The 22108-nt window shown below is 71.9% G+C and carries 18 protein-coding genes; 4 read left to right on the forward strand and 14 right to left on the reverse strand.

Features of this window, described 5'->3' with window-relative positions:
* Positions 1-5: 5 nt before the first annotated feature.
* The 5 genes from OG521_05345 to OG521_05365 all read right to left on the reverse strand — a co-directional run bounded on the left by OG521_05345 (position 6) and on the right by OG521_05365 (position 6425).
* Positions 6-1214: an amidohydrolase family protein gene (locus OG521_05345; protein ID WUW20242.1), complete on the reverse strand. Its 1209-nt coding sequence runs from the start codon at positions 1212-1214 to the stop codon at positions 6-8.
* A gap of 61 nt (positions 1215-1275) precedes the next feature.
* Complete coding sequence (locus tag OG521_05350) at positions 1276-1944, reverse strand: GntR family transcriptional regulator (GenBank protein WUW20243.1); 669 nt, start codon at positions 1942-1944, stop codon at positions 1276-1278.
* Positions 1941-3416, reverse strand: a complete 1476-nt coding sequence (locus OG521_05355) for a chlorohydrolase family protein (GenBank protein WUW20244.1) — start codon at positions 3414-3416, stop codon at positions 1941-1943. The genes OG521_05350 and OG521_05355 overlap by 4 nt, the downstream gene beginning before the upstream one ends.
* A 220-nt stretch (positions 3417-3636) precedes the next feature.
* Positions 3637-5274: an ATP-binding cassette domain-containing protein gene (locus tag OG521_05360; GenBank protein WUW20245.1), complete on the reverse strand. Its 1638-nt coding sequence runs from the start codon at positions 5272-5274 to the stop codon at positions 3637-3639.
* A 104-nt stretch (positions 5275-5378) separates the two neighbouring features.
* The gene (locus OG521_05365) at positions 5379-6425 is read right to left on the reverse strand and encodes an oxidoreductase (GenBank protein ID WUW20246.1); all 1047 of its coding nucleotides are present in this window, start codon (positions 6423-6425) and stop codon (positions 5379-5381) included.
* A gap of 106 nt (positions 6426-6531) precedes the next feature.
* Between OG521_05365 and OG521_05370 the strand changes: the two genes are divergently transcribed.
* Complete coding sequence (locus OG521_05370; GenBank protein WUW20247.1) at positions 6532-7455, forward strand: FAD-binding oxidoreductase; 924 nt, start codon at positions 6532-6534, stop codon at positions 7453-7455.
* A gap of 85 nt (positions 7456-7540) precedes the next feature.
* Here the strand turns inward: OG521_05370 and OG521_05375 are convergent, their stop codons facing one another.
* Both OG521_05375 and OG521_05380 read right to left on the reverse strand, forming a co-directional pair.
* Positions 7541-9286, reverse strand: a complete 1746-nt coding sequence (locus tag OG521_05375; protein ID WUW20248.1) for a BCCT family transporter — start codon at positions 9284-9286, stop codon at positions 7541-7543.
* Positions 9287-9360: 74 nt separating this feature from the next.
* A complete protein-coding gene (locus OG521_05380) occupies positions 9361-10692 on the reverse strand; it encodes a M14 family metallocarboxypeptidase (protein WUW20249.1) in 1332 nt (443 codons plus the stop codon).
* Between the two features lie 142 nt (positions 10693-10834).
* On the opposite strand from OG521_05380, the gene OG521_05385 reads away from it, so the two are divergent.
* Positions 10835-11947 carry a LacI family transcriptional regulator gene (locus tag OG521_05385; GenBank protein WUW20250.1) on the forward strand — a complete coding sequence of 371 codons (1113 nt, stop codon included), beginning with the start codon at positions 10835-10837 and terminating at the stop codon, positions 11945-11947.
* 39 nt (positions 11948-11986) lie between these two features.
* Here the strand turns inward: OG521_05385 and OG521_05390 are convergent, their stop codons facing one another.
* Positions 11987-12859 carry a DUF2236 domain-containing protein gene (locus tag OG521_05390; protein ID WUW20251.1) on the reverse strand — a complete coding sequence of 291 codons (873 nt, stop codon included), beginning with the start codon at positions 12857-12859 and terminating at the stop codon, positions 11987-11989.
* 282 nt (positions 12860-13141) lie between these two features.
* Here OG521_05390 and OG521_05395 point away from each other — a divergent pair, with 282 nt between their 5' ends.
* Positions 13142-14116, forward strand: a complete 975-nt coding sequence (locus tag OG521_05395) for a DUF2236 domain-containing protein (GenBank protein ID WUW20252.1) — start codon at positions 13142-13144, stop codon at positions 14114-14116.
* On the opposite strand, the gene OG521_05400 is transcribed toward OG521_05395, so the two are convergent.
* Both OG521_05400 and OG521_05405 read right to left on the reverse strand, forming a co-directional pair.
* Entirely contained in the window at positions 14034-14666 is a 633-nt protein-coding gene (locus tag OG521_05400; GenBank protein WUW20253.1) for a TetR/AcrR family transcriptional regulator, read from the reverse strand. The two genes, OG521_05395 and OG521_05400, sit on opposite strands and share 83 nt — an antisense overlap.
* A gap of 118 nt (positions 14667-14784) precedes the next feature.
* Entirely contained in the window at positions 14785-15261 is a 477-nt protein-coding gene (locus OG521_05405) for a macro domain-containing protein (protein WUW20254.1), read from the reverse strand.
* A 118-nt stretch (positions 15262-15379) separates the two neighbouring features.
* Here OG521_05405 and OG521_05410 point away from each other — a divergent pair, with 118 nt between their 5' ends.
* Positions 15380-16111, forward strand: coding sequence for a MerR family transcriptional regulator (locus OG521_05410; protein ID WUW20255.1), 732 nt, complete (start codon positions 15380-15382; stop codon positions 16109-16111).
* Positions 16112-16170: 59 nt separating this feature from the next.
* Here OG521_05410 and OG521_05415 read toward each other — a convergent pair whose 3' ends face one another.
* The 4 genes from OG521_05415 to OG521_05430 are packed head-to-tail and all read right to left on the reverse strand — an operon-like array spanning position 16171 to position 21978.
* Positions 16171-18378, reverse strand: a complete 2208-nt coding sequence (locus tag OG521_05415; protein WUW20256.1) for a 3-hydroxyacyl-CoA dehydrogenase NAD-binding domain-containing protein — start codon at positions 18376-18378, stop codon at positions 16171-16173.
* Between the two features lie 31 nt (positions 18379-18409).
* A complete protein-coding gene (locus OG521_05420) occupies positions 18410-19624 on the reverse strand; it encodes an acetyl-CoA C-acetyltransferase (GenBank protein ID WUW20257.1) in 1215 nt (404 codons plus the stop codon).
* Between the two features lie 51 nt (positions 19625-19675).
* Positions 19676-20818, reverse strand: coding sequence for an acyl-CoA dehydrogenase family protein (locus OG521_05425; GenBank protein ID WUW20258.1), 1143 nt, complete (start codon positions 20816-20818; stop codon positions 19676-19678).
* Entirely contained in the window at positions 20818-21978 is a 1161-nt protein-coding gene (locus tag OG521_05430; protein ID WUW20259.1) for a CoA transferase, read from the reverse strand. Before OG521_05430 ends, OG521_05425 begins: the two co-directional genes overlap by 1 nt.
* Positions 21979-22108: the final 130 nt, after the last annotated feature.

The following is a 22108-nucleotide window of genomic DNA, read 5'->3' on the forward strand; positions in this document are numbered from 1 at the left end:
GCGGGTCAGCCGACGAGCTGCAGGCCGTCGGCGACGACCCGGCCGGCGTGCAGGACGGTGCGGTCGTCGCTGCGGTCCATGACCGCGGACGCCACCGTCTCGCCCTCGACCAGCAGCAGATCGGCGGCGTCGCCGACGGCGAGGCCCGGGCGGTCGGCGACGGACGACAGGCGGGGCAGGTCCGGGTGCAGGATCGAGGCACCGCCGCGGCTCGCGACGGCGACGCAGTGCTCGATCAGCTCGTCGGCCCGGTAGCGGTTGGTGAAGGCGAGCTGCCAGGTGCGGTCCAGCATGTCGCCGTTGCCGTAGGGCGACCAGAAGTCGCGCTGGCCGTCCTCGCCCAGACCGATCCGCACACCGGCGGCGGTCAGCTGCGCCATCGGCAGGGCGTTCTGCTGCTGGGCGGGTGCGATCGTCGCCATCGCGATGTCCAGCTCGGCGAACTCCTCGATGAGGCGCCGGGTGGTCGCCTCGTCGACGGTGCCCAGCTCGTAGGCGTGCGAGAGCGTCACCTGACTGGCCATGTCCAGGGCGCGCACCCGCTCCAGGATCAGGTCGACGCTGAACACGCCGAGGGCGCCGGGCTCGTGGAGGTGGATGTCGACAGGTGCCTGGTGGCGCTCGGCGAGGTCGAAGACGATGTCGAGGTGGCGCACCGGGTCGCGGTCCAGGGTGCACGGGTCGATGCCACCGACGACGGCGGCGCCCGCGGACATCGCCTGGTCCATCAGCTCCGGCACGCCCTTCTCCTTGAGCAGACCGGCCTGCGGGAAGGCCATGATCTCGACCTCGCACCGGCCGGCGTGCGCCTCCTTGGCCGCGAGGACACCCTCCAGCCGCTCCAGACCGCAGTCCGCGTCGATCTGGGCGTAGCTGCGCACCCGGGTGGTGCCGCGCTCGATCATGCGGCCGAGGGTGTACGTGGCGCGCTCGGCGACGCTCCACTCATCCTCGCGCCAGTGCGCGCGGTCGTTCATCGTCATGCCCCAGACGCCCGGGGCGCCGGTGTGCGGGCGGAAGGGCAGTCCCATGCGGGTGGAGTCGAGGTGGCAGTGGACATCGGAGAACGACGGCAGCGCGAGCCGTCCCCGTCCGGCCACGGTGTCGGTGGCGGCGAGGCTCGGGTCGTGCGGGGTGATCGCGGCTATCACGCCGTCCTTGATATCGATGTCGCAGGGCTCGCCGCCCCAGGGACGGACGTTCGTGACGAGCATGTGGTGCCTTTCCTTGTTCGGTCGCGCGGGAGGTAGGTGTCGCGCGGCATGCAGGTGTGGGTCATTCCGCCGGAAGCACCTCGGCCAGGGCCGCCAGCGAGGGGCCACGGCCCCGCTCGATGTGCGCGTAGGCGAGGGCGTCGGCCAGATCGGGCTTGCCCGCGTAGATCGCCGCGCAGATGTCCTGGTGCTCGGTGCACTGGACGCGCGGGTCGAGGCCGCCGGTGAGCGTGAACAGCCACTGGACCAGGCCGAGCGAGGGCTGCAGCGCGTCCTGGAGCAGCCGGTTCCCGGTCATCGCGACGATCTCGGCGTGCAGCGCGGTGTTGGCGGCGGGGATCCCGTGGGCGTCGCCGCGCCGGGTGGCGTCCTCGGCCGCCTCCATGAGTTCGCGCAGCCGCTCGCCGCCGCGGCCGCCGGCGCAGGCCTCCGCGGCCCTGCGGGCGGCGAACACCTCGAGGCTCAGCCGGAGGTCGAAGAGCTCGGCCACATCGCGCAGCGAGAGGTTGCGCACGGACGCGCCGCGGCGCGGGGAGATCACCACGAGCCCCTCCCCCGTGAGCCGGGTCAGCGCCTCCCGGACGGGGATGCGCGAGAAGCCAAGCGCCTCGGAGAGCTCGCGTTCGCGCAGGCGGCCGCCGGGCGGGTACTCGCCGGACAGGATGCGGGCGCGGATGGTCCGTTCGGCGTGATCGACATGGGAGGCACCGGACTCGGGCGCATCGGTCATCGTGAGGTCTCCTCGTACGGCGGGAACGTCGGCGGGAACAGTTCGCCGGCACCTCGGCGGTGCAGGTCGCGCTCGCCGTAGGCCGCGCGCATTGTCTCGAACAGGGACTGGGCCCGGCGCCGCAGGTTCGCCAGGTCGATGCCCGGTATCCGGCCGTCGGTCATGACGGGGCGTCCCGCGACGACGGAGTGGGTGGCCTGCCGGGCGGTGCCGTTGAGCAGGAGCGTACGGACGGGGTCGTCCTGGACTCCGTCGCGGATGTCGTCCAGCCGGAACGCCACCAGGTCCGCCTGCGCGCCCGGCTCCAGCCGTCCGAGGTCGGTGCGTCCCAGGGCGCGGGCGCCGCCGAGCGTGGCCGCCTCGACGTAGTGCTCGGCGGGTGCGGCGTCCGCGCGTCCGTCGACGACCTTCGCGAGGTGGACGCCCACGTCCATGCCCCGGATCAGGTCCGGCGGGAAGGAGTCGGTGCCCAGGCACAGGTTGATCCCGGCCCGCCGGTAGGCGTCGAAGGAGTGCAGCACCTGGCCGTAGCGCAGGGAGGTCTGCGGGCAGTGGACGACGGAGACGTCCGCCGCCGCGAGGGCGGCCAGGTCGCCGCGGTCCTCGCCGTGGACGTCGGGGTGGCGGTCGGTCACGATGCCGTGCGGCACGAGGAGCCGGGTGTCCAGCAGCCCGGTGCGGGCGAGCAGTTCCAGGGGTGTGGTGCCGTGCAGTTCCCGTACGAGATCGCGTTCGGTCAGGCCCTGGAGGCAGTGCAGCCGTACGAGGACGTCGCGCTGCCGGGCGGTCGCGGCGGTCTCGCGCAGGAGGTCCTCGGTGAGCGTCTCGATGCGGCACGGCAGGAGGACCCCGTTGACCAGCGGGTCGCCGAGGGCCTCGGTGTGGTCGAGGAAGCGGACGGCGTCGCGCAGCCCCGCGCGGCCGCGTTCCTCGTCGAAGGCGACGCCGCGGCCGCCGTCGGGCCGTGCGACGTTGACGCCGGAGCGGTAGGCGGGGCCCAGGTAGCCGCGCAGGCCGATGCGGCGGGAGGTCCGCGCCATCGCGACGAGTTCGTCGTACGGCTCCGCCCAGTCGCTGTGGATCTCCGAGGCGATCGGCATGTAGGTGGTGATGCCGTGCAGGGCCAGCTGGACGAGCGCGTACTCGCGGACGGTGGCCCGTTCCGCGGGGGTGAGGACGGGGCGGCGGCGGTGGTCGAAGTAGTCCTGGGACCACTGGAGTCCGGCGGCGCGTTCACGGGGTGCCCAGGAGTCCAGGACGAGGTGGTCGATGTCGGTGAGCGCGTCCAGGTCGATGAGCCCGGGCATCACCAGGGCCTCGCCGAGGTCCAGTTCCTCGTCCACCGGGCCGTCGTACCCCGTGCCGACGTACGCGATCGTGTCGTCCTCCCACACGATCTCGCCGTCGCGCAGCAGCGCGTGCCCGCCGTTCCGGTGGGCGAGGACGTGGGTGGCGCGCCAGCGGGTTCGCACGGGGCCTCCTGCGGGTGCGGGGTACCGGACCGCTCCGACCGGACGCCAGTCCTCGCGCCGGAGCAAGGCGACAGTAACACTTGGCATACCAAGTGATCGCGCCTTCAGGAGTTATGCGGAGTAAGTCGGAATTCTTCCCTGAATGGATGCGTGAGGAGGGAGTGCGTGAGACCTCTTGGCATACCAGCGTGTGACCGGTCCGGGAGACCGGTCACACGCGTCAGCTCTCCGTGAGCCGGCCGGCCGTCACCTCGACGCGGCGCGTCGTACGGACCGCCTCCAGCATCCGGCGGTCGTGCGTGACGAGCAGCAGCGTCCCCGTGTAGGAGTCGAGCGCCGATTCCAGCTGTTCGATAGCGGGCAGGTCCAGGTGGTTGGTCGGCTCGTCCAGCACGAGGAGATTCACGCCGCGGCCCTGGAGGAGCGCGAGCCCCGCCCGGGTGCGCTCGCCCGGGGAGAGCGTGGTCGCCGGGCGCATCACATGGTCGGCGCGCAGTCCGAACTTGGCGAGCAGCGTGCGGACCTCGGCGGGTTCGGTCTCGGGGACGGCCGCGCAGAAGGCCTCCAGGAGCGACTCCGAGCCGTGGAACAGCTTCCGGGCCTGGTCGACCTCGCCGACGACCACGCCGGAGCCGAGGCTCGCGTGCCCCGAGTCCAGCGGGAGGCGGCCGAGCAGGGCCGCGAGGAGGGTTGACTTGCCGGCTCCGTTGGCGCCCGTGATGGCGACCCGGTCCGCCCAGTCGATCTGGAGCGAGGCCGGTCCGAACGCGAAGTCGCCGAGCACCACCTCGGCCTCGCGCAGCGTGGCGACGACGGAGCCGGAGCGGGGCGCGGAGGCGATCTCCATCCGCAGCTCCCACTCCTTGCGCGGCTCGTCCACGACGTCGAGGCGCTCGATCATGCGCTGGGTCTGCCGGGCCTTCGCGGCCTGCTTCTCGCTGGACTCGCTGCGGAACTTGCGGGCCATCTTGTCGGAGTCGGAGGCCTTGCGGCGCGCGTTCCTGACGCCCTTGTCCATCCAGGAGCGCTGCATGAGCGCGCGGCCTTCGAGCGCCGAGCGCTTGTCGGAGTACTCCTCGAACTCCTCACGGGCGTGCCTGCGGGCCCGCTCGCGCTCCTCCAGGTAGGCCGCGTAGCCGCCGCCGTAGAGGTTGATCTGCTGCTGGGCGAGGTCCAGTTCGAGCACCTTGGTGACCGTGCGCATCAGGAACTCACGGTCGTGGCTGATGACGACGGTGCCGGCGCGCAGCCCGGAGACGTACCGCTCCAGCCGTTCCAGACCGTCCAGGTCGAGGTCGTTGGTGGGCTCGTCGAGCAGGAAGACGTCGTAGCGCGACAGCAGCAGCGAGGCGAGTCCGGCACGGGCCGCCTGGCCGCCGGAGAGTGCGGTCATCGGCAGGTCGAGCCCGACGGTGAGACCGAGGTCGGCCGCGATCTCCTCGGCCCGCTCGTCCAGGTCGGCCCCGCCGAGGGCGAGCCAGCGCTCCAGGGACTCGGAGTACGCGTCGTCGGCGCCGGGGGCGCCGTCGACGAGGGCCTGGGTGGCGGTGTCCATCGTCGCCTGGGCCTCGGCGACGCCGGTGCGCCGGGCCAGGAACTCCCGCACGGTCTCGCCGGGGCGGCGGTCCGGTTCCTGCGGCAGGTGGCCGACCGTGGCGGTGGGCGGGGAGAGCCGCAGCTCGCCCTCCTCCGGCTGGTCGAGACCGGCGAGAAGCCGGAGGAGCGACGATTTTCCGGCCCCGTTGACTCCGACGAGACCGATCACGTCACCGGGCGCGACCACGAGGTCGAGCTCGGCGAAGAGAGTGCGGTCGCCGTGTCCGGCGGCGAGGTCCTTGGCGACGAGAGTGGCAGTCATCAGGGTGCCGATCCTAATCGGCCGCCGGGCCGCTCCGGACGCTCAGGGCGGCCCGGGCGGCCCTGCCGTCGGCGGGTGGTCCGCGGCCTGCGCCGACGGGCTGTTCAGCGGTGCACCACAGGGGCGGCCAGCACGCTTCCCGTCGTGCGGGCCACCAGGAAGGAGCGGCCCTTCACGGCCCCCGCGTCCAGCGGGATGCGGTGTTCGCCCGGTTCCAGGAAGCCGTTGAACAGCTCGTGGGCGCGGGTGCGGGACAGCAGGTCGAGGCGGTAGGCGACCAGGGTCACCCGGCAGGGCGAGGTGACCTCCACCGCGGCCGTGCCGCCCGCCGCGTCCAGCCGGACCAGCCGGTGCTGGGCGGGGGCGCCGCGGTCCAGGGCGTGCTCGATCTGGGCGACGAGGACGGGGACGACCGGGGCGAGCCCGTCGACGTACGCGACGTCCGTGCCGGCCCGGCCGAACGCCTCGCGCACGGCGGTGCGCTCCGGGTCGCCGACCGCGCGCCCGAAGAGGACGGCGCGGTAGGCGCGCAGTTCCTCGCCGGGCACCTGTGCGGCGTCCGCGGTGATGTCGGCGCCGATGCCGATGGTGCGCAGGGCGGCGGCGAGCCGGGCCAGGCCGGCGACCCGGGCGCCGATGAGCAGGACGCGGCGGGCGGCGGGAGCCTGTGCCTGCGGGGCGGCCTCGTCGGCGGCCGGCAGGAGCCGTTCCAGCTCGCGGCGGTACTGCTCGCCGTCGAAGCGGTACGGCCCTATGTCCCGGTAGCCGCCCTCCTCCAGGTCGACGGACTCGTACGTCTGCCAGGCGAAGTCCCGCCACACGATGTCCGTGCCGTCGCGTTCGATGACGGCGGTGACCGCCCCGCATTCGAGACTCTCGCACTCGGGGCAGCCGTAGATCACATAGCGTCCGCCCGCGAGCGGCGCCTCGGCCTCCAGCAGCAGCCGGCGCACATGGGTGGTGAAGATCGCGGGCGGTACGTCGGAGGCGAGCGGGGAGACGGCGTCGAGGTCGGACAGGCGGAAGAGCAGCGGGCGGCCGTCGACGAGGAAGTCCATGAAGTCCCGGTGCACCTGGTGGTCACCGTTGGCCAGGACACCGCCGGCCCGCATGGCGGGTGCCAGACCGAAGGTCGCGTACGGGGCAGACATGACCCGAGTATTCCCGTCCGGAGCCCGTTGTGAGCACGCCGTGGCGGATTTCCGTTAGCGTCGCCACCTGAACGAGGAACAGTCGAACGGATACGGCGGGGCGGCAGTGTCGGAAGTGATTGTGGTGGGCGGTGGGGTCAGTGGTCTCACCACGGCGACGGTCCTGGCGGAGCGCGGCCATCGCGTGCGGGTCTGGTCCAGGGAACCGGCCGCGACCACGACGTCGGCGGTCGCGGGCGCCCTGTGGTGGCCCTACCGGATCGAGCCGCGGGACCGGGTCGGCGACTGGTCGCTGACCTCGCTGCGGTGGTACGAGGAACTGGCCGGCCGTCCGCACGAGACCGGTGTACGGCTGGTCGCCGGGGTGCACCGGGGCGAGCGGCTCGCCGCGCTCGGGCCGTGGGCCGCACAGCTCGCGGATGTCGTGGAGACCGCCGAGGGGCTGCGGTGCCGGCTGCCGCTGCTCGACATGCCGGCCCATCTGGAATGGCTGGAGAACCGGGTCAGGGCCGCCGGGGGTTCGGTGGAGCGGCGCAAGGTCAACTCGTTCGACGAGGCGGCCGCGGAGGCGGCGACGGTGGTCAACTGCACGGGGCTCGGTGCCCGGGCCCTGGTCCCGGACGCCGGGATGCGTTCGGTGCGCGGGCAGTTGGTGCTGGTCGAGAATCCGGGGATCGACGAGTGGTTCACCGAGGCGGACCCGGCGTCGAGCGAGACGACGTACTTCTTCCCCCAGCCCGGCAGGCTGGTGCTCGGCGGCACGGCCGGCGCCGACGACTGGAGCACGGTGCCCAATCCCCGTACCGCACAGGAGATCGTGGCCCGCTGCGCCCGGATCCGGCCGGAGATCGCCCGGGCGCGGGTCATCGGACACCGCGTGGGGCTGCGGCCGGCCCGGGAGGCCGGGGTGCGGATCGAGGCGGAGGCGCTGCCGGGCGGCGGGCGGCTGGTGCACAACTACGGGCACGGGGGCGCGGGCGTGACGGTGGCCCTGGGCTGCGCCGAGGCGGCGGCCCAGCTGGTGGGCTGAGCCGCCGTGTCCGCCGGCGGAACCCAGGGCCTCTCGTTTGGATCATGCCGGGCTCGCGGGGTCCGGCCTGATCCGGACGAAGACCCTAGGTGTCAGCCGCGGTCGAGCCGCCGGGCCCGTCGTGGCGTTCCGTGGTGACCTGGCTGCCGCCGGGGCCGATCCGGATCTCGAAGTCGCCGTCGTACTTGGCGTGGCCCTCGATGACCGCGGACTCGACGGCTTCCACGCCGAACTCGCGCCGCACGATCAGCGGGTCCTCCCGCAGGTCGCGCATCAGGGAAACGCACATGCCGATCATCACGAGGGTGAACGGCGCCGCCACCAGAATGGTCAGGTTCTGCAGGCCCTCCAGCGCATTGCCCTTGCCGTTCCCGATCAGCAGCATGATCGCGGCCACGGCGCCGGTGACGACGCCCCAGAAGATGACGACCCACTTGGCGGGTTCGAGGATGCCCTTCTGCGAGAGGGTGCCCATCACGATGGAGGCGGCGTCCGCGCCCGAGACGAAGAAGATGCCGACCAGAACCATCACCAGCACGCTCATCACGGTGGCGATCGGGAACTCCGCGAGGACGCCGAAGAGCTGGGCCTCCGGGGTGTCCGCCCCGCTCAGCCGGCCGGCCTCCTGGAGCTTGATCGCGGTTCCGCCGAAGATCGCGAACCAGACGAGGCTGACGGTGCTCGGGACGAGGATGACCCCGCCGATGAACTGGCGGATGGTCCGGCCCCGGCTGATCCGTGCGATGAACATGCCCACGAAGGGCGTCCAGGAGATCCACCAGGCCCAGTAGAAGACGGTCCAGCTGCCCAGCCAGGTGGCCACCTTGCCCTCGCCGGTCGCCTCGGTGCGTCCGATGAGCTGCGGCAGGTCACCGAGGTAGGCGCCGAGCGAGGTGGGCAGCAGGTCCAGCACGATGATCGTGGGGCCCGCGATGAACACGAAGACGGCCAGGATCAGGGCGAGCACCATGTTGATGTTGGAGAGCCACTGAATGCCCTTCTCCACGCCGGAGACCGCCGAGGCGACGAAGGCGACGGTGAGCACGGCGATGATCAGGACCAGGAGGCCGGTGCCCGTCTTCTCCTGCCAGTTCAGCTCCTGGAATCCGCTGCCGATCTGGAGGGCACCCAGGCCCAGTGAGGCCGCCGAGCCGAAGAGCGTGGCGAAGATGGCGAGGATGTCGATCAGGCGGCCGAAGCCGCCGTGGGCGTGGCGGGCGCCGATGAGCGGTTCGAACACCGCGCTGATCGTCTGCCGCCTGCGGCGCCGGAAGGTGCTGTAGGCGATGGCCAGCCCGACCACCGCGTAGATCGCCCAGGGGTGGAGCGTCCAGTGGAAGAGGGTGGTGGCCATCGCCGTCTGCAGCGCCTCGGCGGCGTCCGCGGGGTGGGTTCCGGGCGGCGGGTCGGTGAAGTGCGCCAGGGGCTCACTGACCCCGTAGAACATCAGACCGATTCCCATGCCGGCGCTGAACATCATCGCGACCCAGGACACGGTCCTGAATTCCGGCTCCTCGCCCTCCTGGCCGAGGGTGATCTTTCCGTACCGGCTGATGGCGAGCCACAGGGCGAAGACCACGAACCCGGTGGCTGCCAGCATGAAGGCCCAACCACCGTTGTGGAGGAGCCCGTTGAGCAGGGTGTCGGACACGTCCTCCAGCGAGTCGGTGGCCGTGGCCCCCCAGACCACGAAGGCGAGGGTGAGGACCGCGGCGACCCCGAACACCACCCGGTCGGTCGTGGGGCGCCGGCCCTGCGTCGGATCGACGGGCAGATCCGCCGTCACCGACAGATCCCCCCTGCCGCCCGTTCTCTCATCGTCCTGCGACACGAATGGCACCTTTCGCGGAAGCTGGAAAATCGCTCTCCGTAGGCAGTACCACACACCGTGTGCATCTCACGGGATCAACAAGCGGTATCGGCTTGACCGTTTGTGAGGTGATATGTCGCCCTCCGGTCCAGGAGGAGCGGAATCAGCTTCCGGGCCGGCTGCCGCAGGGGCACGTACACACCGTCACCGTCGGGCCGGGACGTGACGCCGTGCAGAGCCAGTTCGTCCCCCACGTCGCCGAACTGTTCCGCCGTGAGCCGGTAGCCGCAGGGCGGGTGGCGCAGGACCTCGTCGGGCCGCGCCGCCTCGTTGTCCGCTCCCCCGAGGTACACGGGCCCCCGGTCGGTCCGCCCCGCCGCCCGGGACCGGGCCGTGACCTCCATGACCGCGTCATGCCGCTCTTCGAGATAGGAGAACAGCCCCTTGAGAGCGGCGAGTTGGGAGGTGACGCGGCGACGGTTGCCGAGTGCGGGGTCGGCCCGCTCGGCGGCCGAGAGCGCGTCCATGCGGGACTCGACGAGCAGGCCGACCGCGTGTTTGAGGGCCGCGGTGTTGCGCAGGATGCGTTCCTGTCCGTCGCCCGCGGTCTGCCTGACCGGGTCGCCCGTCACCGGGTCGGTCCACACGCCGTACCGGCCGCTGCTGAATCCGGCGTCCACCGCGGCCGTACGCACATGGCGCTCGGCCAGCAGCGCCGACTCGTCGTGCACCCGCTCGTCGGCGTTGAGGTTGCGGGGCCACAGGACGTAGAGGTCCTTGTCGTAGTACGGCGGGGTCGCGCCGTACTCGTGCAGGTCGTCGATCACCTCGGGCGTCCGGTCCCGGATGACGGCGGCCAGCGCGCGGGCCTCGGCGGTGCGCAGCGCGAGGTGGTCGCGGTTGATGTCCAGGCCGTCGGCGTTGCCCCGGGTCCCGGCGGCCAGGCCGTCGGGGTTGGCCGTGGGCAGGACCAGGACGCTGGTACGGGAGAGCAGGGCGCGGGTCGCCGGGTCGGTGGCGTAGCCGAGGTCACGGATCAGCGTCAGGCACGCCTCGCGGCCGGCGGGTTCGTCGCCGTGCTGGCTGCAGACCAGCAGGACGGCCGGCGCGGCCGGACGTTCACTGCCGATCCGGACGAGGCGCAGCGGCCGCCCCTCCTTCGTCGTGCCGATCCGTTCGACGGAGACCAGGCCGCTGTGGCGGTCGACGGCGGCGAGCAGGGACCGCTCCTCGTCCTGGCCGGTCCACCGCGCACCCTCGGCGGACTCGAAGCCGGTACGCGGCCGCAGGTGCGCGGCCTCCGAGGGGACGGTGACGAGCGGGACGGCGAGCGCGGCGGCGACGGCCGTGAGCGCGAGGTTGCGCACGCGGTGCGGGCCGGAGCCCCGGCCGGGGCCGTTCGCGGAACCCCGCACACGTGTCGGCATGGCGGGAAGGTACCCCGGCCGCAGCCCGCGCAACAGGTGCGCCCGCCAGGAATCGCGGGACAGCCCTTAGGGTGATGAGGTTCGCGCTGATCGGCCGGGCCCGGCCGTTTCCTGCATCGTCCGTGCCCCCGAGGAGCGTCCCTTGCCCGGTCCGACCCCCGATGCCCAGCGTGACGCGCGCCCCACCCTGGAGGCGGTGGCGGCCCGCGCCGGTGTCTCCCGGGCAACGGCCTCCCGGGTGGTGAACGGCGGTGCGGGGGTGCGGCAGCCGCTCGTGGACCAGGTCCGCAAGGCGGTCGAGGAGCTCGGCTACATACCGAACCACGCCGCCCGGACCCTGGTCACCCGGCGCAACGGGGCGGTCGCCGTGCTCATCGACGAGCCCGAGGCCCGGATCTTCTCCGACCCCTTCTTCTCCCAGCACATCCGCGGCATCAGCCGTGAACTCAGCGTTCACGACGCCCAGCTGGTCCTGCTCCTGGTCGAGGGCAGCGGCGACTTCGAACGGGTCACCCGGTATCTGGCCGGCGGCCATGTGGACGGGGTGCTGGCCTTCTCGCTGCACACCGACGACGAACTCCCCGAGGTCATCAGGCGGTTCCGGGTGCCGACCGTCTACGGCGGCCGTCCCGGGCGGCCGGGTGCCGCGTCCGAGCTCGCGTTCCCCTATGTGGACTGCGACAACCGCGGCGGCGCCCGCGAGGCCGTGCGGCATCTGGTCTCGCTCGGCCGCCGCAACATCGCCCACATCGCGGGTCCGCGCGACCAGACGTCGGCGCTCGACCGGATCGACGGCTACACCGACGTACTGCCCGACGGCGATCCCGCCCTCATCACGGACGGCGACTTCACCGCCGATGGCGGCGCCCGGGCAATGACGCGCCTGCTGGAGCGACGGCCTGACCTCGACGCCGTCTTCGCCGCCAACGACCTCATGGCGTCCGGCGCCCTGCGGGTGCTGCGCGACCGTGGCCTGCGCGTACCGCAGGACGTCGCCCTGGTCGGCTTCGACGACCTGGAGTCGGTCGCCGAGACGACCGATCCACCGCTGACGACGGTCCGTCAGGACGTGGTGGGCATGGGCAGGTTGATGGTCAGGCTGCTGATGGAACGGCTCAACGAGGGTGAAGGCGCCGGCAAGGGCAGAGGCGCGGGTGCCGAGGCCCTCTCCGGACCCGCCCGTTCCGGCTCCGGCTCCGGGGACACCGATTCCGTCATCATGCCGACGCAGCTGATCCGCCGCGCATCGGCGTGACCGTCGCCGTGCGAGGCCGGTCGCCGCGGAGAAGCCCGGTCAGCACCGCGCCTTCCGGTGGGCCGCCCTCGCCCGACGCGCCCGCGGCAGATACCGCAGACGCTCCGGCAGCACCGGCACCACCACCCGCAGCACGGCGCAGAACCTCCGCAGTGCGCGCTCCTGCCCCTGTGTCCACTCCAGACCGATCGCCTCGCGCGCGTCCGGCGGCATCAGTCCGACCGTGAGGAACCCGCGGAACCGGGTCAGGGGCGGCAGGAGAACCGGCCACAGCGCCCTCAGCAGCAGCCGCAGGGCCAGGGGGCCGCGGTCGGGCGGCGGTACGGGGGTGGCGGTGGCGACGAGTTCGTCGACGACGACCGTCCGCTCCACCTCGGTGGCGAGCATGCCGCGGTAGTAGGGCCAGAACTCCTCGATCGTCTGCGGCATGTCCCGGTCGTGGATCCCGAGCACCCGGCCCACCTGGAGCCACTCCCGGTACAGCGCCCGCTCCTGCGCCGCGCCGAGCGGGCGGATCAGGTACCGGGCCGCGTGCTGGTACACGGGGAATCCGGTGGCGTGCACCCATGCGTAGTTCGCCGGTGACAGTGCGTGGTACGGGCGGCCCCGGGTGTCCGTGCCCCGGATGGTGCGGTGCAGCCGGCGGAGCCTGCGCCCCTCCTCGGCGGCTTCCGCACCCCCGTACACCCAGAGCTGGAGCGAGCTCAGGGAGCGTTCCCCGCGCCCCCACGGGTCCGTACGGAACACGGAGTGCTCGTCGACGCCCGCACCGACCGCGGGGTGGGCGACCTGGAGGGTGAGGGCGGCGGGCAGCATCAGCAGGGCCCGGACGTCCCCGGACAGACTCCACAGCACACCCCCGGGAGGGGGCGGTACGGGGTCGTCACCCCTGGCCGGCTCGCTGCTGCTCATACGGTGCTCCCGACATTCGGCGGGCGTACGGATCGGCGCCCGGCCCCTGCGTGATCCAGTATGCGAGCGCTTCGCGCGCCGCGCGCAGCCGCCCCCGCGGCACGGGCTCGCACGCCGCTCCCTCGATGGCGCCGGCAGTGTTGACGGACCCCGTGAAACAAGTCGATAGTATTTGTAACTTTGACTCTCGCACCGGACGGTCAGTCATATCCCTTGCATCTCATGTGAGTTGACCCGTCGGTGGCCTCGCAGGGAGTCGGTACACGGACAGGAGGGCGCACCATGGGCCGATACAGCCGCCTGCACGAGATACGCCGGATGGATCCGGCACGCGACTACGCCGAGATCCTTCGGCTGATCTCGCAGTACGAGTTCCCCTGGGACTACCGGCAGGGGGTGAGCGTCGCCTTCCTCCGGGACTACGGCGTCCCGCGGATCTCCGTGCTCCTGGACCGGACCCAGGAGTTCGAACGGGCCGGGCAGAAGCGGTACGACGACACGGTGCTGCTCGGGTACGAGATGGCCGCCGACGGCTTCGACTCGGAGCGCGGACGGGCCGCCGCACGCCATCTCAACCGGATCCACGGCAAGTACCGCATCCCGAACGAGGACTTCCGCTACGTCCTGGCGACCACGGTCGTGGGGCCGAAGCGCTGGATCGACCGGTTCGGCTGGCGCCCCCTGTGCGACCAGGAGGTGCAGGCGCTGGTCGAGGTCGGCCGCAAGATGGCCTCGGTCATGGGCATCGCGGATGTGCCCGACACATACGAGGGGTTCGAGCGGCTCCTCGACTCCTACGAGGAGCAGATGTTCGCGTACGACCCGGCCAACCGGCGGGTCGCGAACGCCTCCTTCCGCGTCATGGCCGGCTGGTATCCGCGTCCGTTACGGCCCCTGGTGGCCAGATTCTCGCTCGCCCTGCTCGACGAGCCGCTGCTCAGGGCGCTGGGCTTCCGGCCGCAACCGCAGTGGGCGCAGGCCTCGGCCTCGGCAGCCCTGCGCCTGCGCGCCCGGTGCGTACGCCGGCTGCCGGCCCGGCCGCGCCGCTTCCCCTCGCGCCCGCAGCCCCGTTCGTACCCCTTCGGCTGGCGGCTCGACGACCTCGGACCGCACTGGGCCCGCAACCGCCCCCTGGAGCCGCTGCCCGACGAGGCCGGCGGGACCCCCGACGGCTCTAACCGGCAGCGAGCAGCGGCACCAGACAGCGGCGGGCGAACTCCCGCACCTGGGTGTCGTCGTCCAGCTCGAAACAGCTGACGGGATTGAGGAGGAAGGAGACGGTGATCCGCACCATCAGCTCGGCGACGGGGGTGGGATCACCCGCCGGCCTGCCCTCCGCCCACCGGGCCTCCCGCAGCCGGTCGGCCAGGTAGGCGCGGATGGCGAGGAAGGCCGGGCCGCTCTCCAGGGTCAGGAAGGGCAGCATGGTCTCGGGTTCCAGCCTCAGCAGACCGCCGATGAGCGGGTGCTCGCGGATGTGCCGGAGCACGGCGGTGAAGCCCTCGACGAGCCGGTCCTCCGTCGTGGGCAGCGCGGCCACGGCCTCGTCCACCTCCACGACGAAGCGGTGGTACTCGCGCAGCAGACAGGCGGAGACGAGGCTGTCCTTGTTGCCGATCCGCCGGTAGACGGTCACCCGGGAGACCTTGGCGCGCTTGGCGACGTCGTCGACAGTGGAGCGTCGCAGCCCGAAGGTCATGAACTGCTCGCGTGCGGCGTCCAGGATCTGCTCGCTCAGCGCGTCGGAGGGAGGTGCCGCGTCGAGCGCCAGGACCGGCGCCGTCCCGTCGGTGCTCCGTGCCGTCATGGACCCTCCCCCGTTTTGTGGCTTCCTCTCCCACCATAGGAGCCGATACGGAGTGACGTGCCCCGTATTCCTGTAACGCGCCCCGGCCGGCCGTTGACGGCAGTGGGGGCGCCTTCCGTCAGTCGAAGTCGTACACCGTCACGGGCAGACCCCGTCCGGTCAGCCGTTTGGCTATCAGCGGCTCGATCCGCGACCACTTCCCGCCCGCCAGCCCGCAGCCGATCCGGGGCATGTGCACCGAGGCCCCCAGCCCGGCCGCCCGGTCCGCCACCGCTCCCAGCGCCGTGTCGATCGCCTCGTACCGCACCGGGACCCCGTTGCTCCCCCTGCGCATCCCGTGCTGGCCCACCGCGTTCGCCACCCAGACGTAGGGGCTCACCTGCACGAACTGCACGGCGCCGAGGCCGAAGTCATTGGCCGCGCGCTCGCGGTGCCATCGGCGGTAGGCCGCCTCGGGCTCGGGCCAGCGGCGCGAGAGGGCCAGGACGAAGCCCTTGCCCCAGCCTCCGAGGTCGTTGCAGACATGGACGATCAGCTTGACGCCCTTGCCCTGCGGGGCCGTGGCGTCCCCCCGTACATAAGTGATCTCCGGCATGAACCCACCGTATGGGCGCCCACTGACAACGGGGGCCGGGGTGGACGGCGCAGCCGCGGTGGCGGACACTTTCACAGCAGTGGTGAGACACCGATGCTGTCCGACACGAGGAGCAGAGATGGCGACCGGGACCGACGAGCCGACGCTCACGGTGGACGAGCTGGCGGCGCGCGCCGGAGTCACCGTGCGCACCGTGCGGTTCTACAGCACCCGGGGTCTGTTGCCGCCGCCGGTCATCGGGCCGCGCCGGGTGGGGCACTACGGGCACGAGCACCTGTCCCGGCTGGCGCTCATCGAGGAGCTCCAGCACCAGGGCATGACGCTCGCCGCGATCGAACGCTATCTGGAGCAGCTGCCGCCCGATCTGAGCGCCCACGATCTGGCCATCCACCGTGCGCTCGTGGCCTCTTGGGCCCCCGATTCGGCGGAGGACGCGACGCGGGCGGAGCTGGAGCGGCGGGCGGGGCGGCCGCTGGCGCAGCAGGACATCGACCGGCTGGCCGCGATGGGGGTGCTGGAGCGGGCCGATCCGGGGGACGGTGTGTACCGGGTGGATCCGGGGCTGCTGCGGCTCGGGGTGGAGCTGCTCGACGTGCCGATCGCGCACGAGACGATCCTCGCCGCGCGCACCGTCCTGCTGGAGCACACCCGCTCGGCCGCGCACGAGCTGACCCGGCTGTTCCGGGACGAGGTGTGGAATCCGTACCGGGAGCGGGAGTCGGACCCCGAGCACCTCAAGGCGATGAAGTCGCTCTCGGCTCACATGCAGCCGATCGTGCTGCAGGCGCTGGTGACCGCGTTCCAGCGCTCCCTCAAGGAGGAGTTGCGGGCCGCCTTCGCGGCCGAGTAGCGGCCTGACGGGCCGCACCGGTGGTGCGGCCCGTCGTGGCGTCGACAGCCGTGGCGGCGTCAGTCGTGGAAGGTCTCGCCCTTCTCCGCCTTCTCGACGAGCAGTGCGGGCGGCAGGAAGCGGTCGCCGTACCGCTCGGCGAGTTCCCGGGCGCGGGCGACGAAGCCGGGCAGGCCGCCCTCGTACCCGTTGATGTACTGGAGCACGCCGCCGGTCCACGGCGGGAAGCCGATGCCCATGATGGAGCCGATGTTGGCGTCGGCGACGGTGATCAGGACGTTCTCCTCCAGGCAGCGGACACTGTCCAGCGCCTCGGAGAAGAGCATCCGCTCCTGCATGTCGGTGAACGAGACGTCCGTGTCCGGCTCCGTGCTGTGCCCGCCCGGGGAGCGGTCCCCGGAACGCCCGAAGTGCTCGCGCAGGCCGGGCCAGAGGCGGGTGCGCTTGCCGTTCTCGTCGTACTCGTAGAAGCCCGCGCCGCCGCTGCGGCCGGGGCGGCCGAACTCGTCGACCATGCGGTCGATGACCGCGTCCGACGGGTGGCCGGCCCAGCTGCCGCCCGCCTCCTCGACGGCCCGCCTGGTCTCGTTGCGGATCTTGCGCGGCAGGGTGAGGGTCAGCTCGTCCATCAGGGAGAGCACCTTGGCCGGGTAGCCGGCCTGGGCCGCGGCCTGCTCGACGGAGGCGGGCTCGATGCCCTCGCCGACCATCGCGACGCCCTCGTTGATGAACTGGCCGATGACGCGCGAGGTGAAGAAGCCGCGCGAGTCGTTGACGACGATCGGCGTCTTCTTGATCCGGCGGACCAGGTCGAAGGCGCGGGCCAGCGCCTCGTCCCCGGTCTTCTCGCCCTTGATGATCTCGACGAGCGGCATCTTGTCGACGGGCGAGAAGAAGTGCAGCCCGATGAAGTCGGCGGGGCGCTCGACCCCTTCGGCCAGGGCCGTGATGGGCAGCGTGGAGGTGTTGGAGCAGAGCAGGGCGTCGGGCTCGATGATGTCCTGGATCTCCTGGAACACCTTGTGCTTGAGCGCGGTGTCCTCGAAGACGGCCTCGATGACGGCGTCGCAGCCCGCGAGGTCGGCCGGGTCCCCGGTCGGCGTGATGCGGGCCAGCAGCTCGTCGCGCTTCGCCTCGGTCGTACGGCCCCGGGAGAGCGCCTTGGCGAGCAGCTTCTCGCTGTACGCCTTGCCCTTGGCGGCGGCCTCCGTGGAGACGTCCTTGAGGACGACGTCGATACCGGCCCGGGCGCAGGAGTACGCGATGCCCGCGCCCATCATCCCGGCGCCGAGGACGGCGACCTTGCGGACCTGGCGCTCCTCGACGCCCTTGGGGCGGCTGGCACCGGAGTTGACGGCCTGGAGGTCGAAGAAGAACGCCTGGATCATGTTCTTCGAGACCTGGCCGGTGACGAGCTCGGTGAAGTACCGGGCCTCGATGGTCAGCGCGGTCTCGAAGTCGACCTGCGAGCCCTCGACGGCCGCGGCCAGGATGTTGCGCGGCGCGGGCATGGGGGCGCCGTTCAGCTGCTTCTTCAGGTTGGACGGGAACGCCGGCAGGTTGGCGGCGAACTTGGGGTTCGACGGGGTGCCGCCGGGGATCCGGTAGCCCTTGACGTCCCAGGGCTGCTGGGATTCCGGGTTCGCGTCGATGAAGGCGCGGGCCTTCGCCAGCATCTCCTCGCGGGTCGCGGCGACCTCGTGGACCAGACCGTTCTCCAGGGCCCGCTGCGGAGTGTACTGGGTGCCCTGGAGGAGGACCTTGAGCAGCGCGTCGGCGATGCCCATGAGGCGTACGGTGCGGGTGACGCCGCCGCCGGCGGGCAGCAGGCCGAGGGTGACCTCGGGCAGTCCGATGCGGGAGCCGGGGGCGTCGAGGGCGACGCGGTGGTGGGAGGCGAGCGCGATCTCGTAACCGCCGCCGAGAGCGGCGCCGTTGATGGCGGCGACGACCGGCTTGCCGAGGGTCTCGATCCGGCGCAGTGACCTCTTGATGGCGGTGCCGGTGTCGAACGCCTGCTGGGCGTTCTCGGGGCCGACCTTGATCATGTCCTTGAGGTCGCCGCCGGCGAAGAACGTCTTCTTCGCGGAGGTGTAGATGATCCCGCGGATGGAGTCCTTCTCGGCCTCGGCGCGGTCGGCGGTCGCCGCGATGGAGTCCTTGAACGCCTGGTTCATCGTGTTGGCGGACTGGGCGGGGTCGTCGAGTACGAGGGTGACGACGCCGGTCTCGTCCTGTTCCCAGCGGATGGTCGTGCTCTCGGTCATGTGTCTGTCTTCTCCGTAGGAAGGGGGACGGTCAGAGACGCTCGATAACGGTGGCGATGCCCATGCCGCCGCCCACGCAGAGGGTGGCGAGGCCGTAGCGCTTGTCCTGGCGCTCCAGTTCGTCGATGAGCGTGCCGAGGATCATCGCGCCGGTGGCGCCGAGCGGGTGGCCGAGCGCGATGGCGCCGCCGTTGACGTTGATCTTGTCGAGGGAGAGCCCCATGTCGCGGGCGAAGCGCAGGACGACGCCGGCGAAGGCCTCGTTGATCTCGACCAGGTCGATGTCGTCGATGGTCAGTCCGGCCTTGGCGAGCGCCTTGCGGGTGGCGGGGGCGGGGCCGGTGAGCATGATGGTGGGCTCGGAGCCGGAGACGGCGGCGGAGACGATCCGGGCGCGCGGGGTGAGGCCGTAGCGCTCGCCGATCTCCTTCGAGCCGATCGCGACGAGGGCGGCGCCGTCGACGATGCCGGAGGAGTTGCCCGCGTGGTGGACGTGGTCGATCTTCTCCACCCAGTGGTACTTCTGCAGGGCGACGGCGTCGAAGCCGCCCATCTCGCCGATCGTCGCGAACGACGGCTTGAGCGAGGCGAGGGAGTCGGCGGTGGTGCCGGGGCGCATGTGCTCGTCGTGGTCGAGGACGACGAGACCGTTGCGGTCCTTGACGGGGACGACGGAGCGCGCGAAGCGGTTGTCCTTCCACGCCTCCGCGGCCCGCTCCTGCGAGAGGGCGGCGAACTCGTCGACGTCGCGGCGCGAGAAGCCCTCGATGGTCGCGATGAGGTCGGCGCCGACCCCCTGGGGCGCGAAGCCGGTCTCGTAGTTCGTCATCGGGTCCATCGCCCAGGCACCGCCGTCGGAGCCCATCGGGACGCGGGACATCGACTCGACGCCGCCCGCGAGGATGAGGTCCTCCCAGCCCGAACGGATCTTCGCGGCGGCCATGTTGACGGCTTCCAGGCCCGAGGCACAGAAGCGGTTCTCCTGGACGCCGGCGACGGTGTCGGGGAGGCCGGCCGCGATGGCGGCGATGCGCGCGATGTCGGAGCCCTGGTCGCCGAGCGGGCTGACGACCCCGAGCACGATGTCGTCGACGGCTGCCGGGTCCAGGCCCGGGAAGCGGTCGCGGAGCTCGTGGATCAGTCCGACGACGAGGTCGATCGGCTTGGTGCCGTGCAGGGCCCCGTTGGCCTTGCCGCGTCCGCGCGGGGTGCGGATCGCGTCGTAGACGAATGCTTCGGTACTCAAGACAGCTGCCTTTCGAGGGTGGTGGCGCGGGCGTGGTCCGGCGATCGGGGGTCAGGCGAGCAGCGAGCGGCCGATGATCTCCTTCATGATCTCGGTCGTGCCGCCGTAGATGGTCTGGATGCGGCCGTCGGTGAACGCCCTGGCCACCGGGTACTCCGCCATGTAGCCGTAGCCGCCGTGCAGTTGGAGGCAGCGGTCGGCGACGCGCTTCTGCAGCTCGGTCGCCCACCACTTCGCCATCGAGGCGTGCACGGCGTCGAGGGTGCCCTCCGAGTGGTCGACGATGCAGCGGTCGAGGAAGGAGCGGGTGACGGCGCACTCGGTGGCCATCTCCGCGATCTCGAAGCGGATGTGCTGGAGCTTGGAGAGCGGCCGGCCGAAGGCCTCGCGCTCCTTGACGTACGCGGTGGTGATCTCCAGGAGGTGCTCGGCCGCGGCGATCCCGGCGACGGCTATGCCCATGCGTTCCTGGGCGAGGTTCGTCATCAGGTGGATGAAGGCCCCGTCGGGCTCCCCGAGGAGGTTCTCCTTGGGGACGCGCACGTCGTGGAAGAACAGCTCGGCGGTGTCCTGGGACTTCTGGCCGATCTTGTCGAGGTTGCGGCCGCGTTCGAAGCCCTCGGCGCCGCGCTCGACGACGATCAGCGAGAGCCCCTTCGCTCCGCCCTCGGGCGTGGTCTTCGCGACGACGACCACCAGGTCGGCGAGGATGCCGTTGGAGATGAACGTCTTGGAGCCGTTGAGCAGCCAGTGGTCGCCCCGGTCCTCGGCGGTGGTGCGGATGCCCTGGAGGTCGGAGCCCGCGCCGGGTTCGGTCATGGCGATGGCGGTGATGATCTCGCCGCTGCAGAAGCCCGGCAGCCAGCGCCGCTTCTGCTCCTCGGTGCCGAGACCGGTGAGGTAGGGGCCGATGATGTCGTTGTGCAGCCCGAGCGCGAGGCCGGGGGCGCCCGCCCGGGTGAACTCCTCGGCCAGGACGGCGCTGTAGCGGAAGTCGGCGTTGCCGCCGCCGCCGTACTCCTCGGGGACGGCGAGGCCGAGGAGCCCCTGCCGTCCGGCCGCTCGCCAGGCCTCGCGCGAGACGATGCCGTCCTTCTCCCACTGCTCGTAGTGCGGGAGCACCTCCTTGGTCAGGAAGGTGCGGACCGTCTCGCGGAACGCGTCGTGCTCCTCGGTGAAGATCTGCCGCTGCATCAGTCGGTCGTGTCCTTCCGGTTGGTCCGCAGGGCCGGTACGCCCCAGTCGGCGGCGACGGCCTCGGTGTCCGCGCCCGGCAGCGCCGGTCCGCCGTACACCGAGGAGGGTGTGGCCGAGAACCGGGGCGCGGGCGCCGGCTGGGTGAGTCCGCTGTGTTCGACGAAGGTGGAGCGGGCCGCGAGGTGTGGGTGGTGCGGGGCCTCGCGCAGCGAGAGGACGGGTGCCACACAGGCGTCCGAGCCGTCGAAGACCTCGGTCCACTCGGCGCGGGTGCGGGTGCGGAACCGGGCGGCGACGGCCGCGCGCAGCTCGTCCCAGCGTGCCGGGTCGCCCCGGTCCGGCGCGGTGTCGCCGAGGCCGAGGAGCTCGGTGAACTCCGCGTAGAACCGCTGCTCCAGCGGGCCGACCGCCATGTACTCGCCGTCGGCGGTCTCGTATGAGCCGTAGAACGGGCAGCCGCCGTCCAGCAGGTTGGAGCCGCGCCGGTCCTGCCAGCCGCCGGCCGCGAGCATGCCGTGGATCATCATGGCGAGGTGGGAGGCGCCGTCGACGATCGCCGCGTCGACGACCTGGCCCGCCCCGCCGGGGGTCCGGGCGTGCTGGAGGGCCGCGAGGACGCCGACGACGAGGTAGAGCGAGCCGCCGGCGTAGTCGCCGAGCAGGTTGGCCGGGACGGTGGGCGGCTCCCCCGGCTTGCCGATCATGGAGAGGGTGCCGGTGAGGGCGATGTAGGCGATGTCGTGTCCGGCCCGGTCGGCGAGCGGCCCGTCCTGGCCCCAGCCGGTCATCCGGCCGTAGACGAGCTGCGGATTGCGTTCCAGGCAGGCTTCGGGGCCGACGCCCAGGCGCTCGGCGACGCCGGGCCGGTAGCCCTCGATCAGGATGTCGGCGCGTTCCACCAGGTCCAGGACCGTGGCCGGGCCGTCGGGGGCCTTGAGGTCGACGAGGACGGAGCGTTTGTTGCGGTTGGTGAGGTCGTGGGCGGGGTCGATGCCGAGCCCCGCACCGCCGGGCCGGTCGACGCGCACCACGTCGGCGCCGAGATCGGCCAGCAGCATCGCGGCGAACGGGCCGGGGCCGATGCCGGCCAGCTCGACCACGCGCACTCCGGCCAGCGGGCCCCGCGGACCGTGTGAGCCGTTCCCTGTCGTTGCCATCGAGCCCCCAGCGGTATGACACAACCGATGTAACATCGATGATGCTAAGAACGCACCGCGCTCCGCACAACCCTTTGGGGCGAGCAAGCGCTTAGTTCTTTCCCCGGGATCCTCCCCCACGAAGCCTCCC

It is taken from the genome of Streptomyces sp. NBC_01463, assembly GCA_036227345.1.
Taxonomy (GTDB): domain Bacteria; phylum Actinomycetota; class Actinomycetes; order Streptomycetales; family Streptomycetaceae; genus Streptomyces.

What these genes read in the sequence shown, in the direction of transcription:
- OG521_05395 (WUW20252.1), top strand. Translation starts at nt 13,142, where the DNA reads ATGGGCCGATACAGCCGCCTGCACGAGATACGCCGGATGGATCCGGCA.
- OG521_05410 (WUW20255.1), top strand. Translation starts at nt 15,380, where the DNA reads ATGGCGACCGGGACCGACGAGCCGACGCTCACGGTGGACGAGCTGGCG.
- OG521_05365 (WUW20246.1), bottom strand. Translation starts at nt 6,425, where the DNA reads ATGTCTGCCCCGTACGCGACCTTCGGTCTGGCACCCGCCATGCGGGCC.
- OG521_05400 (WUW20253.1), bottom strand. Translation starts at nt 14,666, where the DNA reads ATGACGGCACGGAGCACCGACGGGACGGCGCCGGTCCTGGCGCTCGAC.
- OG521_05415 (WUW20256.1), bottom strand. Translation starts at nt 18,378, where the DNA reads ATGACCGAGAGCACGACCATCCGCTGGGAACAGGACGAGACCGGCGTC.
- OG521_05430 (WUW20259.1), bottom strand. Translation starts at nt 21,978, where the DNA reads ATGGCAACGACAGGGAACGGCTCACACGGTCCGCGGGGCCCGCTGGCC.
- OG521_05425 (WUW20258.1), bottom strand. Translation starts at nt 20,818, where the DNA reads ATGCAGCGGCAGATCTTCACCGAGGAGCACGACGCGTTCCGCGAGACG.
- OG521_05405 (WUW20254.1), bottom strand. Translation starts at nt 15,261, where the DNA reads ATGCCGGAGATCACTTATGTACGGGGGGACGCCACGGCCCCGCAGGGC.
- OG521_05350 (WUW20243.1), bottom strand. Translation starts at nt 1,944, where the DNA reads ATGACCGATGCGCCCGAGTCCGGTGCCTCCCATGTCGATCACGCCGAA.
- OG521_05345 (WUW20242.1), bottom strand. Translation starts at nt 1,214, where the DNA reads ATGCTCGTCACGAACGTCCGTCCCTGGGGCGGCGAGCCCTGCGACATC.
- OG521_05360 (WUW20245.1), bottom strand. Translation starts at nt 5,274, where the DNA reads ATGACTGCCACTCTCGTCGCCAAGGACCTCGCCGCCGGACACGGCGAC.
- OG521_05390 (WUW20251.1), bottom strand. Translation starts at nt 12,859, where the DNA reads ATGAGCAGCAGCGAGCCGGCCAGGGGTGACGACCCCGTACCGCCCCCT.
- OG521_05380 (WUW20249.1), bottom strand. Translation starts at nt 10,692, where the DNA reads ATGCCGACACGTGTGCGGGGTTCCGCGAACGGCCCCGGCCGGGGCTCC.